Genomic DNA, 13,545 nt, shown 5'->3' on the forward strand with positions numbered 1-13,545 from the left:
CGGCAGGAACCCCATGTCGAGCATGCGATCCGCCTCGTCGAGCACGGTATTCCGGGTGCTGGGTTTGGCGTAAGACTGGCGTGTGTTCATGGGCGGCAGATTGTCGGCGATGATGACGTCTGCCCCGCTGCGAGCACATGTTCCTGCGAGGCCCATGCCCACACCGATGACCACGGCCCCGGTGATAGGCGTATTGCACGGCCAGATCCCGGGTACTCGCAAGAATCTGCGCGGCGAGTTCACGCGTGGGCGTGAGCACCAGCGCGCGCGTGTTTGCCGCGGGGCGTGTCGATCGACGGTGAATCAACGGGCAGCAGGAACGCCCGCCGTGCCCGTCGCTGCCGGTCATGGCGCAGGATGGTATATCGCGCCCTTCGAGCGCGGGAGGAATGGCATCCAGCTGATGGCGTGGACGGCAAAGCCCATCTCTTTCCGCTTTTTGAGCAAGCTGGGGTGAAGTTTGAGAGCACTAAAAGGCACGAAGAGTATCCTGACTTCCTGAATGTTCTTGGATCCCGAGAGAGGGAGTGCCTGGGAAATCCGGGGTGGAGGGAAAAGCACCTCCAGTATACGATGTTCCGCATGACGCGAAAACTGCTCACCATTCTTGCGCTGGGACTGATCGCGGCTTCCTGCGAGGCCAGCAAAGGCACCCCTCGCCCACCGTTCAAACCGTCACGGTCACCGCGGCAGCCGGCGCCACATCCGTGCCGTTTGCCAACCGCAACCAGACGTCGCAGCTTGCGGCCTCCCGCACGGCTGACCGACGGGACCACCACCGACGTCAGGCACGGCCACCTGGGCATCCAGTGCTTCCACGGTTGCCACAGTCTCGGGCACGGGCCTGGTCACCGCGTTGACCAACGGGGCCACCACCATCACGGCCACGCACCTGGGGCCAGGTCGGCTCGCTGCGCTTGCCGCCACCGTGGCGATGGCGCCACGGCTGAGGTCACGCCGACGTTCGCCAGACTCTGTTCACCGAATCGCGCGCAGATGGCTGTGGTGATCCGCAGTCGGCAACAACATCGGGTTCCGGATCACGCTGCTCGGATCACGATGACGGACATCAACGGCATGGCGGCGCGCTACCATCGCGCGCTTTCGGCGGCCGACGTGTCGGCACTCGCGGGTTCAAACATCGTGGGCCCTGGCGCAAGCCGGACGGTGACGGTGGAGTCGGGCTACCTGGTGGCGTCAACGTGGAGGACTCCACGGGCCGCGTGATTCTGACGGCCGTGGATGATGCCGGCAACGCCATCAGCATCACGCTCAATCCCATCTCGATGCGCGACCGCTGCTAAGGCGGTTTCGTTCATCCGGTATTTCGTAGGGCGCGCTGGGCTTCTAAGCGCGCCGGTGTCCGCGGCCTTGAGACCGGGCGCGCTACGTACGGAACGCTACCGGTCTGAAATTTCGGCGCGCTCGGACATTCTGACCGCGGCGGCCACGAGTGACGCGAGCAGGGCGACGCCGCCGCCGGCGTCAATAACGCCACGCGCCCCCAGCCCGACATCAGACTGCTCAGGCTGAGTCCATCGGGCCAGAGCGACACCGTGGGCATGCTCGCCATCTGCGGCACGGCCCCGGTGAGCGATTGCCAGGCCGATCCATACCAGCCGGCACTGGGTCCTATCCACACAAGCGCTGCGACAAAGCCCGCAACCGCGGCCACCTGCGCCGCCCAGATCGGTCGTGACGCCGTGCGCGCCGCGGCCTCGTGCGCCCGCATCTGCGCCCGGCGCCACACGACCGCGGCGTCCGGCACGTGCGGCATCGCTTCGCTGTCGTCCCACTCCCGCACGGCGGCGGCAATGGCTGCCACCTCGGCGCACGAAGAACACGACGTCACGTGGGCGCGAAGCGTGGTTGAGGCCCGCTGCGGCCATTGGCCCACGGCCACCAGATCAAGGACGTCGCGCTCATGCGTGCAGGTGGGGCCGATCGATGACGCGCTGCCTCCCCCGGCTGGCGCGGCACCCAATGCACTCGCGAGTTTGCGACGGGCGCGGCTCAACAGCGCCTTCATGCTCGACGGCCGCACACCCACCATGCGGGCAATCTCATCGTGCGAGGCGCCCTGCGCGTAGGCCAGCCACAACATCGCGCGATCGCGAGGCTTGAGACGGTCCATCGCGCGCGTCACATCCAGGCGCCGATTCAGCCCGTCCACGTGTTGTGGATCGCCCATGGCCTCGGGCGTCACTTCCTGTGACACCGGGGACGGCTGCGTGCGCCGGCGACGCACACCATCGCGCACCAGATTGGTCGCGATGCGGAAGAGGTAGTGGCGACGATGTGATTCGGTCTCGAGCCGCGCGTCTGCGCGCAGGAACCGGTAGTAACACTCCTGCAGCAGGTCGTCGGCCAGTTGACGGTCTCCCGGTCATCCGCGCGAGGTAAGCCCAGAGCAGGCGCGAGGTCCGGTTGTAGAAGCCGCCGAACGCCTCCTCGTCCATCTGGAACGTCACGTCGGCGGTGATATCAACCGTCGATGCCGCGTCGAAGGTGGTCTGGCGGATGCTCATGCTTTTGGTTCGCCCAGCAGTCCCATTCTGGAAGAGATGACGTAAGACATCGCGGCGGAGATCACAAATCCTACACCCACCGCGATGGAGAACGTGCCCCAGGCGCCCAGCATCTGCGCCACTTCATCCACCCGATCCACCATCCGCCACTGGATGAGCATGAACCCAACCCCCGCGGCGATCAGCACGACACCCGCCTGTGCCGACCACAGGATTCGGCTGAACGGCGCACCGGGGGCGCGGCGTGTGGCTGATTCGACCGAGAGCGGCGACGACGCCAGGAACTGCGCCCCGGCGGGCGACTCCATATAGGCGGCCAGTTCCGCACTCGACGAGAAGCGCTCCAGCAGTTTGTTGTGCGCCTCAGACTGAATGCGGGTGGCGCGCAGCCACCGCCGGTGTTCAACGATGTAGCGGAAGATCCAGACAAGTGCCGAGGCAGCGGCGACGAATCCGAGAAGGAACAGGAAGCTACTCATCGTCTCGCGCCAGGTGCTGATGGCTTCAAGCCTCATCTGTTCGTCGATCGTCATCGGCGTCGCAGTCCGTCGTCCACCCCACCGGGAGTCCATCCACTGGACCAGTTCGACGTGTTCGAGGAAATACGTGGGGTTGCGCGCAATCTCCGGATGGTCCGACAGGTATTTCGCCAGCGCCGGGTACGGCGTGAGATAGGCGGGGTTGGTCAACAGTGTGGGGTCGGATTTGAGCACCACGCCGAGGGCCGGTGGAAACTGCTCGAGTATCGCCCTGAATTCGCGCCGGATATCATCGGCGCCCTGCGTCTCCTGGGAGGCCTGTGCCGCCGCCGTGCGCGCCTGGGCCCCAACCGTCGCGGTCGTCGCCCACCCGCCCCCCACTGCCAGCATCACCACGCCCACACCGGCGGCCAGTCTCATCAATCGGGTCAGTCGCATCAGGAATCTCCTGCCAGCTAATACGCGAGGCCGGACAAAGGTAGACGGGGGCCCGCTGAAATGGAGGCTTGAGGATTGAGGATTGAGGGTCGGGATGGCTGATTGCTGATGGCTGATTTGGGGATGGGAATTGAGGAAGTAAGATCGGGTCGTGATTCAGTTGCCTCCGGCCAAGCCGCGAAATGCCGGACCGCGCGGTTCGGAGTTCGTCTCGCGCGCGTGCGCTACGACTCCGGCGACTGGGACTACAACCCGAAGGTGGCGGCCAACGTGCTGAACTCGGTGGTGGAATACACCACCATCCCGGTCTACCCCGATGAAGTGGTCATCACGCTCGACTCGGAAGAGTTGCTCGCCTTCCCTTTCCTCTTCATGACGGGTCACAAACTGGTGCGGCTCAACGAACGTGAACGCACGGGCCTGCGGCACTTCGCTGACACCGGCGGGCTGTTGTTTTCCGACGACTGCAACCACGACATCGACGGCCTGTACGCCAGGACCTTCGAAGAAGAAATGCGCCGGGTGTTTGCCGACGACCCGAAGGCTGCGGCGATGCCAAAGCTCCCCAACCGCCACGCCCTCTATTCGTCGTTCTTCGACTTTCCGGACGGTCCCCCGCAGACCTCCCACGAACTCAACGGCTGGGGCGACGACCTCGTACACGACTACCTGCGCGCCGTGGACCGCAAAGGCCGCGTGGCGGTCTTGTACTCGAACAAGGACTATGGCTGTGAGTGGGACTACGACTGGCGCAACAAACGCTTCAGGACCGACGACAACACCCGCTTCGCCGTCAACGTCGTCGTCTACGCGATGACGAGTTGACGGAGGACACTCGGGCTTGAGGAGCAGCCCGAGCTACAGCTGGCTCCTCCTGCTGGCCCTCCAGTCACAAGCTCGGCCTGGTGTTCAAGGCCGAGGCCTACACGCACTCGAAAGACGCGCGGCTATCGCACGGCGAAGAGCCGATCGGTGCCGTCGGTGACGAGTTCACGCGCGCCGGATGTCCTCAGCCAGTCGGACACTCCGGCGCCCCGCTCAACCGGGAACGCCCCCTCGTGCACCAAAATGTGTGTCACACCAGTGTCCACCAGCGCACGCCACGCCGGGTTGGGATCCCTGGTCCTCGCATTCAACGCACCGATGAGCCGATGCTGGCTGTTCGGGAAAAATCCTGAATACCCGTTGACCAGCGGCTTCCGGTGATACCCGGCATTAAACGCGCCAAACAGGTCCCACGCAGGGACTCCGAACGGAAACTCGATCAGCACACGGGCTCGGACGAATCGCGAATGATGCGATACACAGGCGGGATACGCCGCCCAACCGGCAGAGGCCGGGGTGTCAGGTTCATGTCGTACGCGTCGATGGGAACATCCGTCTGGAAGGGTCCGGCCCATCCCTCCACCATCATGAACACACCGGCGGCGATGACACACGCGGTGCCGAACCTCCGCGCGCGGGCGATGAGCGCCGATGCGCCCAGGCCGGCCAATACCGCCAGAAACAACGCAACGAGCATCACGTAGCGTGCCGGCACCCGCAAGCCGTCGAAGCCCGGGACGTATTGCATGAGCAAGGCGTACGGTCCCGGTGAGACCACCAATCCTGCGACAGCGATGTTGGGTCCCAGGGCCAGCACCGCGGCTGCAACAGCCGCCACTGCGTAAAACAACCAGGGAGAAGCCTCGATGCCTTCGCGCCGCCGGAACGGATGCATGACCACGGTCACAAGCGCCGCCGCCAACAGGACCGTGCGTAGCAACACGCCGCCCGCTTCCCGAGACTCAGCCCAGACGCCTTGGATCAGCACCGGGAATCCCGCGGTCGTCAGGACGATGACCGTGGCGAAGATATGGACGGCCGTCAACACCAGGAGCGCGCCGATTGCCACCTGTCGACCGGCGGATGCCCTCACGAGAGCCTGGCGGATCGACGGCCACCGGCCGGCGAGTCCCGCCAGTATGCCGACGGCAGCCAGGCCGAGCACTGACAATCCGGGGAACGCCTCCCCTTCGGGCCGCAGAAAGTGTCCAATCGTTCACCCCAGAGCCACGACCAGCCGGGCGCCGTCGCGAACGCGTGCACGTCGGCGGAAAACATCGAGATCTCGCCGAGCGACCTGACGCCGACGCCGCTGTCCCTGACGCTGAGGTACGGCAGCAGGAACGGAAGCGTCATGGCTCCGACAACAACTGCGGCGATTGAAAACGCGCGCCAGGTCGCCCAGTCTCGAAGCCGACATCTGGCCGCAAGTTCGTACACCACATACGCCGCCGCGAACGGGGAGAAAAACAACAAGTAGTAGCCGCACGACAGGTTCTGCGCGACGAGGGCCGCTGATCCTCCAACCAGCGACCGCCGTCGGCCTGTCTCAAGAAACCGGCGGAATCCGTAGAGCACAAACGGCATCCACTGGGCCGACAACACCTGCACGTGGGAAAGCTGTGAGATTCGGTACGGCGCGAATGCAAACGCGATTCCTGCGATGAGCGCGGCGACAGGCCGGCCGGTGAGATCGCGCACCAACAGAAACATGCCGAGCCCTGACAGGACAAACGTGGCCAGGAACACCAGGTTGTACCCAAGAATCACGTTGTCGGTGGCTGCGAGGATGGGCAGCGCCTGCAGCATCTGCGGCGTCAGGTGCTCGGAGTAGGCGATCGTTAGTGGTTCCGGGTAGAAGATGTTGCCGTGCCAATAGCGGCCGAGTGCACCGAGATCACCGCTCAGAAACGCCAGCACCTGGCCGCCGGTCCACTGAATGATCCAGGCATTGAGCACCGGATCCCCCATGTCCCAGGCGATCTCATGATCGATGACGGTGACCAGCGGCCACGTCATCCCTACGGCGAGCACCACATACAGGGCTGCGGCCAGGAGCGAGGCACGGCGTGTCATCGGACGTGAATATACCTCTACAATCTGATCATTGTGCCCAGAGCTGGCCAGGACATCGAAGACTTCTGCCGCGCCTGCAAGACCGACCGCATGCACACCATCGTCGCCACCGACGGACAGGGTGTGCCGTTACGCGTGCGCTGCGGTTATTGCGACAGCGAACACAACTTCCGCGGTGGTCCGCGAGTGGATGCCGACACCGGCGCGATGGCGTCGCGAGCGCCCTCTCACTCAGGCGCGCCACGGACCGCGACCGCGGCCGCGGCCGCGGCCCCATTTCCCATCGTCAGTGAACGTGAAAGGACCCTCCCGATGACACCCGTCGACCATCCCGAAGATCTGGAGCTGCTGCTTCGTCGTGTGATTCGCGAGGAGAACGGGGCCACCACCGTCACGCCGGCGGCCAAGTGGCGCGGCGGCACCATGGTGCTTCGGCCGGCCGATGCCTCCCTTCAGGAAAAGACCTGGCCGATCGAGACGTTCTTTCACAAGGTCGTGATGCTTCGCAATCGTCTCAGGACGCTCGAACAACACATCAATGCGTCGGACCTGCCCGACGATGGGAAGGTGAAGCTGCAGGCGTACATCACCGGCTGCTACGGCTCGCTCACCAGTTTTAACCTGTTGTTTGCGGACGAGCGGGATCAGTTCAAGGGCCAGGGCGAGTAGGCCGTACAAACGAAGACCCCGGAAGGGGCGGCGCGTGCCGCCCCGACCGGGGTCGTTGACTCACTTCCGGACTACCTGAACTTGAACCACGCGGTCTTGGTGGTGCCGTCGTCGAACGTGGCCTGGAATTCACGACAGGTGTTCTTCCAGGAATTTTGGGTCTTCCAGACGTAGGTGTAGCGCCCGTTGAACGGGTTGTACAGCAGGCCGCTTGGTGACCCGATGGCCTGAGAGCACCGATGGGCGCCTTGGTCGAGCAGTTGATCTGCTGAGACGTCGGTGACCCACCCGCGAAGACATCAAAGCCCTCGAAGCCGCCCAGCGAGAAGTGCAGTTGGACGAAGGACCCTGCGTTCTCGTTGTTCAGGAATGGCGGATTCTTCACCGGCGAGAAGAAGCCCGTGAAGGTGAAGCCCTTGAACTTGATGTTCGCGACGTGCGTCGAGCCGTCGTCGAGCATGACCTGCAGTTGGCGGCAGGTGCCTGTCCAGGCCGAGTCTGTCTTCCAGAGATACGCGTAGCGGTCGGGTCCCGCCAGGTAGGTCAGCCCAATACCCAGGAACGCATTCGTCGACACGGCCGGTCCGAGCGGTGTCCAATCCGTGCACGACATCGGCTGCGCCTTCGGGAATCCAGGCGCCAGCACGTCCAGGCCCTGCGGGCCGCCAAGACTGAACAGCACGGGAATGACATGGCCCGCGTTCTCGATGTTCACGGCCGGCGGATTCGACAGCGGCGAGAAGAACCCCGTGAACGTGTAGCCCGGTCCCACCGGCGGCGGGAAGTCGTACGTCTCACCAGGTTCAAGGACCACCGATTCACCACGCACGGTGATTTCGACGACGCCCTCGATCACTTCGGCATCAGCACTGCCGTCGGGATTGACCACCACAAGCGCGGATTCGCCGGCGTCGAGCTCGAACGACCCGATCGGCGTGCCGGTGCCATCCACGATGATGACGGTGATGGCGTCCGTGTTGCTGGAGAGCGCCGTCACGGGGCTGCCCGTCGTTGCGCCCTGTCCGGTGCCCAGTTGGATGATGATGCCCGGCCCGGTAGCCGGGTCGCGCAGTTCGACAATCGGAAGCGCATTGAGCGCGCGCACCGACGTGCTGCCCGTCGTCGCGTCGCACGCGTAGACGGCGCTTTCACCGGCAACATCCAGCAGGATGCGCTGTGTCCCGTTGAGGGCGCAGACGTCGAAGGTGGCTGCGGCGCCGCCCACCCCGGACAGGTCAATCTGGATACCGCTCGGGCTAACGTCGCCCACCTTGATGGTCCACGTGTCGCGGTTCGAGATCGTTCCGTCGCTGGTGCCGCCCTGGAGCAGGTCGTTGAAGTCGTTCGAGAACGCGGCGGGCAGCGGGTCGATGGTGTTGACGATACCGTCTGCGTCGCCGTCGGCGTCTGGTGTCAGCGCGAAGTTGATGCCGCCCGTGATGCCGGTTCCGGAGAGAGCGATCCCTGTACCGGTGGTCGGGTCGCACACCACGAAGCAGTCGATACCGGGAGTACCTGATTGACCAGGCCCACGCTGTTGTCGGACCTCGCGAAGTAGGTGTCAGGCGGCAGTCCCTCACTGGTGACGAAATTGCCGCTGCCGTCGGCCTGGCCAGTGGCCACCCGCACGTTGGCGCTGTTGTAGACCGAGCCCAACGCCCCAGGAACGGGATTGCCCCCGTTCGTGATGGTGCCTGAAACCCGGGCGCCCCGCGTCAGAGCGAAGTCGACCCCCGACACTTCCGCAAGGCCGGCGATGGTGATTCCGGCGCCCAGTGTCACATCGCACTGGCCAAGGCAGGTCGTGCCACTGTGGAGCTGGTTGATGAGCCCCTGGCCATTAAACGTGCGTGCGGTATACGTCCCGTCAGGCAGGCCAGCGGTGGTCCGGTAAATGCCGAGCGCATTGGTGCTGCTGCCGCTGACTGCCACACCGGCGGAGTTGTAGATGGTCACTGAGACACCGGAGAGCACTCCACCGCCGAACTCGGTGACGGTGCCGCTGATGCGGCCACCGGCCGACAATTGGAAGTTCACACCGCTTGTGGTCGCAGGGCTGGTCACCGAGATCGCCGTGCCGGCCGTGACCACGCAGTTGCCCACGCACGCGGTGCCGCCGAACAGCTCGTTGATATAACCCAATCCGTTGTTCGTGCGGAGGTAGTAGGTGCCTGTCGCCAGGCCCTGGCTGGTGGTGTAGACGCCGAACGAGTTCGTGCCACCGCTCGCCACGAACCTGCCGGTGCTGTCATACACACTGACGCTGACGCTGGTGAGGGGCGCGCTCGTCGTGGCGTCGGTGATCGTGCCTGAAATCCGTCCACCTTGCGTCAGGCTGAAGTTGATGTTCGGCGTGGTCGCGCCCACGGTGACCACGAAGCCATCCCCCGCGAGCACGGAACAACTACCCACGCACGGTTTGTTGTTGAAGAGCTCGTCGAGGTACCCCTGACTGTTGGTCGTGCGCGCGTAGTAGGTGCCGGTGGAGAGGCCGGAGCCGGTCACGAAGTTGCCCGAGGCATCAGTGCTTGAGCCACCGACCGATCGGCCGGAGGCGTCGTAGATCTGCACGAAGATGCCCTGAAGCGGGTTACCCGTGCCGGCATCGATCACCTGGCCCGATGCTCTGCCACCCGCCGACAGGCCGAAGTTGACGCCTGTCGTGGTACTCCCAGCGGTTGCGAGCACCGTCGCGCCTGTTGCCAGGGAACACCCGGTGGCGCAGCTGATGTTGTTGTACAGCTCGTTGATATAGCCAAGGCTGTTGTTCGTCCGGACGTAGTAGCTGCCTGTCGGCAGGCCGACGCCGCTGATGTACTCGCCCAACGAGTTGGTGGTCCCGTTCGCGACCGTCAAGCCCGAGAGTTCAACGATCGAGACTGACACGCCGGGAATCGGCAGCCCGCTTACGTCATCAGTAATCACGCCAGCGATACGCGCACCGACCTCAAGGTCGAAGGTCACGCCCGCCACGGTGTTGGCACCCGCGATCACGAGCGGTGCGCCAAAAATATTGGTGCAGTTGAGCGGACATTGGAGGTTGTTGTAGACCTCATTGATGTAGCCCTGCACATTACTTGTGCGAGCGTAGTACGTACCGTCGGGCAGGCCTTTCACGCTGAAGTTGCCCGAGGCGTCGGTCGTATCACTCGTGATCGCATTGGTCGCCGCGTTCACAATCTGCACGTTCAGGTTGCCGAGCGGCGTGGCCCCGCCGCCGGTCGTGACCGTGCCAGTGATGGTGCCGCCCAGGGAGAGGCCGAAGTCGACGCCTGACGTCACGGCGCCGGTGGTGACGCCGACATCGGTGCCGAGGCTGAGCTGGCACGAGAAGCCGCACACCACGTTGTCATAGAGTTCGTCGATATAACCAAGTGCGTTGCTGGTTCTTACGTAGAACTGCCCCGTGGTCAGGCCAGCGCTGCTGATGTAGTTACCGAGGCCGTCTGTTGTGGCCGACCCGAGTGACTGCCCCGTGAGCGAATAGACCTGCACGTTAGCACCGACAACTGCCGCCGATGAGCCCGCATCCGCAACGGTTCCGGAAATACGGCCGCCTGCGGAGAGGTCCATGTCGACGGTGACCGGGACGAACGGCAGCACCCCTCCGGTGACCGCAACCAGAACGCCAACGCCCACCGGTGACGGACACAGCGTGCCCTGGCAGAGGACGTCCGGGTACACCTCGTTGATCAGACCCCGCGAGTTGCCTGTGCGGAGGTAGTACGAACCGTTCGGCAACCCGGTGCCGGTGGTGTAGTTGCCGTTGGCGTCCGTGAAACCGGTTGAGAACGTGGTGCCTGCCGCATTGATGACAGATACCGTGACGCCCGACAGGTCAACGCCGCCGGCGCCGGTGACATGGCCGGTGATACGCCCACCTGCCACCATCGAGAAGTTGATTCCGGTCACGCTGCCGGTCCCCACGATATTGACGGGCGTGCCCGACGACACCGTGCAGCTCGGCAGGCACGGAATGGCCGGGTAGACCTGGTTGATGTAGCCAAGGCCGTTGGTGGTTGTCAGGTAGTAGGTGCCGGGCAGTAACCCGTCGCGCGACGTAAACTGCCCTGCCGCATTCGTGAAACCAGAGGTAATCGTGGAACCGGTAATCGACACCACGTTGACGGTCACGTTCTGCAACGGGGCTGACAGTGCGTTGAGGACGGTGCCGGAGATGCTGCCGCCAGGGTCGAGCACAAAATCGACGCCGGTGGTCAGGGAGCCTGCAGCCGCTGTGACCGGAGTCCGGCCCTCAAGGTCGCAGAAGCCGATACACGGCTGGCCGTCGTTGGTTTCGTTGATATGCGACGGCGCGTTCGACGTCTTCAGGAAGTAGTCGCCGGCCGGGACGCCGGGGCTTGTCGTAAAGGTGCCGTCTGCGGCCGTGGTGGCTGAGGCCACCGACTGGTTGGCGATATTCCGGACGTCGATTTGGACACCGGCCAGTGCGGTCGACCCACCGTTCTCGACGGACCCCGAAAACCGGGCGCCCTGCTCAAGGTCAAAATTGATGCCCGACGCGGTGCCGCCCGCGGTCACGACGATGGGGGCGGCGCTGGTCAGCTGGCAGCTGAACTGGCACTGGACGTTGTTCCAGATTTCATTGATATAGCCAAGGTTGGTCGACACTCTGGCGAAGTACGTGCCCGCCGGCAGCGCCGGGGTGGTGAACAGGCCGCCGGCAATGGTGGAGACGCCGACGACGAACTGGTTCCCCGCATCGGCGATGGTCACAAACACGCTGGTGCCCACGGGGACGTTCTGCTCAAGTGGGTTTCCCGCGCCGAGCACCGTTCCGGAGATGGTGCCGCCCAGCGCCAGCTCAAAGTCGATGGTCGTGGTCGCGCTGTCAACAACCACGACCGGCGCGCCGGTCGTCTGGACGTTGCAAGCCACACATTCCTGGTCGTCCCACGCCTCGTCCACATACCCGGCGCTGTTGGACGTCCGGACGTAGTAGGTGCCCGGCGCCAGGCCGGGAATGTCATAAACACCACCGGCGATCGTCGTATCGGAGCCCATCCAGCTCCCGCTTGAGTTGTACGCCGTGACAGTGATCCCCACCAGCGGCGTTGACCCGCTATCCTCCGTCACCGTGCCGGCAATAGTGCCTGTAAACGCGGCCGACCGCAGGCTGGAGCTCGTAAACAGAGCTGCCGCCACCAGCGCCAAGCTGAGAACTAACCTGTGTACACGCATGACTGACTCCTACGGATTGCGGGAAAGGGTGGCGGCCATTCTAATGTCGCGGGCAACCCGAGGCAAGCGTCGATTCTGTAACGCGCTGACAAGTTTCTACTTGGCCACCCAGCCCGTGTTCCCCGTGCCCTGCTCTTTGACGTACAACGTGGTACCAGGACCGCCGTCCGTGCGCGAATACATGCTGCCAACCGGTGCGGCCAACACGCCCTCGGGACTCCCGGCGCCCGACGTCCACGACGGCCCGCTGGTGGATCCGCTATAGACCGCCCCGGTCACCTCAAGGCCCCCCCGGGCCCGCGTGACGCCATCGTCTGTCACTTCCAGCGCCGCGCCGAACGTCGGGGTCTGCACCTTGAACCCGGCCGTGCCGGTGAGCATCTTGATGGCGGCCGCCGGCACGCCGGTGACGATGGCGAAGTCGCCGGTGGCTGTCGCGTCCTGCACCAGCTGCGCGAAGTTGGCGTTGCTTGCGCCCGACCTTATCGTCAGGTGGGTTGAGTTGCCATCCGTGTTGGTGATGTTCAGCGCGTCCCTGGTGCCCGCATCGATCGTCAACGCGTGCCGCATGGAGTTGCCCGAGTCTGCGATCCGGAAATTCGTGGCCGACCGGTCTGCGTTGGTCACCTGGAACTTCACGTTCGCGTCGGTCGCATTCACCAGGGGCACATTCGCGGCGAACTCCCTGTCGAGCAGTTGTGCGAGCAGCACGTCATTCCAGTTCATGAAATTCAGCGTCGTCGCGGCAATCGAGGTGATGCCGAACGACCCATCCCAGGCGGATGCGTTGGAGTAGTGGCGATGCTCCACGCCCTTCGTGTCTACGCCTGTCAGGTGCGTCTCATAGACCTTCTGGCCGGGGTCGGGAGAATTGTTGAGCTGGTATTTGCTTTCGAACTGCAGATACACCGCAGCCTCCGTCGAGCTGTTCCGGAGGCCGTCTTTGGAGTTGTAGCCAAGCTGCATGGTCTTGTCGATGTAGGGGAACGGCGATTCGAACGGATGATCGACCACCGTCATGGCGTACTTGGCTGTGGACGGCTCGGCCTCTGACCCGGCTTCAAACACGGTGCCCGGGCCAGACCGCTTGAGCGGCGCCAGGCCGCGGGGCTCGCACTCCCACGCCTTGCCATTCCATTCCGGCCGATCGCCGGGATCGCACGACGAGGCTAGAGTGGCGAGCGTATCGCGGCCGATGATCACGTACTGGCCCGACAGCGACAGATACCCCACCGCCAGCATGCCGACGAAGGCGAATGGGGCGTCAAGACTCTGGAAGCGATTGAAGAGCGTCATGGGCGAGATAATACGCCTCCAGGCTGGCCTGG

At 64.3% G+C, this 13,545-nt stretch carries 10 protein-coding genes and 2 pseudogenes; 3 read left to right on the forward strand and 9 right to left on the reverse strand.

Annotated features, from left to right (window positions below; genetic code table 11):
* Positions 1-400: DEAD/DEAH box helicase (locus tag IPL75_12710; GenBank protein MBK9241099.1), on the reverse strand; the 400-nt coding region annotated here is incomplete at its 3' end.
* 396 nt (positions 401-796) lie between these two features.
* Here IPL75_12710 and IPL75_12715 point away from each other — a divergent pair.
* A pseudogene (locus IPL75_12715) lies at positions 797-1,009 on the forward strand (Ig-like domain-containing protein).
* 972 nt (positions 1,010-1,981) lie between these two features.
* On the opposite strand, the pseudogene IPL75_12720 reads toward IPL75_12715, so the two are convergent.
* Both IPL75_12720 and IPL75_12725 read right to left on the reverse strand, forming a co-directional pair.
* Positions 1,982-2,371, reverse strand: a pseudogene (locus tag IPL75_12720) (sigma-70 family RNA polymerase sigma factor).
* A gap of 153 nt (positions 2,372-2,524) precedes the next feature.
* A complete protein-coding gene (locus IPL75_12725; GenBank protein MBK9241100.1) occupies positions 2,525-3,445 on the reverse strand; it encodes a hypothetical protein in 921 nt (306 codons plus the stop codon).
* A gap of 123 nt (positions 3,446-3,568) precedes the next feature.
* On the opposite strand from IPL75_12725, the gene IPL75_12730 reads away from it, so the two are divergent.
* Complete coding sequence (locus IPL75_12730) at positions 3,569-4,270, forward strand: DUF4159 domain-containing protein (GenBank protein MBK9241101.1); 702 nt, start codon at positions 3,569-3,571, stop codon at positions 4,268-4,270.
* A gap of 122 nt (positions 4,271-4,392) precedes the next feature.
* Here the strand turns inward: IPL75_12730 and IPL75_12735 are convergent, their stop codons facing one another.
* From IPL75_12735 to IPL75_12745, 3 genes are read right to left on the reverse strand one after another with little or no spacing between them, the layout of a single operon-like run.
* Positions 4,393-4,716 carry a hypothetical protein gene (locus IPL75_12735; protein MBK9241102.1) on the reverse strand — a complete coding sequence of 108 codons (324 nt, stop codon included), beginning with the start codon at positions 4,714-4,716 and terminating at the stop codon, positions 4,393-4,395.
* Positions 4,710-5,363: a hypothetical protein gene (locus tag IPL75_12740; protein ID MBK9241103.1), complete on the reverse strand. Its 654-nt coding sequence runs from the start codon at positions 5,361-5,363 to the stop codon at positions 4,710-4,712. The genes IPL75_12735 and IPL75_12740 overlap by 7 nt, the downstream gene beginning before the upstream one ends.
* A complete protein-coding gene (locus tag IPL75_12745; protein MBK9241104.1) occupies positions 5,360-6,346 on the reverse strand; it encodes a hypothetical protein in 987 nt (328 codons plus the stop codon). Before IPL75_12745 ends, IPL75_12740 begins: the two co-directional genes overlap by 4 nt.
* Before the next feature lie 33 nt (positions 6,347-6,379).
* On the opposite strand from IPL75_12745, the gene IPL75_12750 reads away from it, so the two are divergent.
* Complete coding sequence (locus IPL75_12750) at positions 6,380-7,015, forward strand: hypothetical protein (protein ID MBK9241105.1); 636 nt, start codon at positions 6,380-6,382, stop codon at positions 7,013-7,015.
* Here IPL75_12750 and IPL75_12755 read toward each other — a convergent pair.
* The 3 genes from IPL75_12755 to IPL75_12765 form a co-directional block, all read right to left on the reverse strand.
* The gene (locus tag IPL75_12755) at positions 6,996-8,504 is read right to left on the reverse strand and encodes a PxKF domain-containing protein (protein ID MBK9241106.1); all 1,509 of its coding nucleotides are present in this window, start codon (positions 8,502-8,504) and stop codon (positions 6,996-6,998) included. The two genes, IPL75_12750 and IPL75_12755, sit on opposite strands and share 20 nt — an antisense overlap.
* Positions 8,429-12,217 carry a carboxypeptidase regulatory-like domain-containing protein gene (locus IPL75_12760; protein ID MBK9241107.1) on the reverse strand — a complete coding sequence of 1,263 codons (3,789 nt, stop codon included), beginning with the start codon at positions 12,215-12,217 and terminating at the stop codon, positions 8,429-8,431. The genes IPL75_12755 and IPL75_12760 overlap by 76 nt, the downstream gene beginning before the upstream one ends.
* Before the next feature lie 96 nt (positions 12,218-12,313).
* Complete coding sequence (locus tag IPL75_12765) at positions 12,314-13,513, reverse strand: hypothetical protein (protein MBK9241108.1); 1,200 nt, start codon at positions 13,511-13,513, stop codon at positions 12,314-12,316.
* Between the last annotated feature and the right edge of the window lie 32 nt (positions 13,514-13,545).

The organism is Acidobacteriota bacterium, from assembly GCA_016716905.1.
In the GTDB taxonomy this organism is placed as follows: domain Bacteria; phylum Acidobacteriota; class Vicinamibacteria; order Vicinamibacterales; family SCN-69-37; genus SYFT01.

Bases quoted from the DNA above. Each gene is read 5' to 3' on its own strand.
- IPL75_12745 (MBK9241104.1), bottom strand. From the start codon at position 6,346: ATGACACGCCGTGCCTCGCTCCTGGCCGCAGCCCTGTATGTGGTGCTC.
- IPL75_12760 (MBK9241107.1), bottom strand. From the start codon at position 12,217: ATGCGTGTACACAGGTTAGTTCTCAGCTTGGCGCTGGTGGCGGCAGCT.
- IPL75_12730 (MBK9241101.1), top strand. From the start codon at position 3,569: ATGGGAATTGAGGAAGTAAGATCGGGTCGTGATTCAGTTGCCTCCGGC.
- IPL75_12765 (MBK9241108.1), bottom strand. From the start codon at position 13,513: ATGACGCTCTTCAATCGCTTCCAGAGTCTTGACGCCCCATTCGCCTTC.
- IPL75_12725 (MBK9241100.1), bottom strand. From the start codon at position 3,445: ATGCGACTGACCCGATTGATGAGACTGGCCGCCGGTGTGGGCGTGGTG.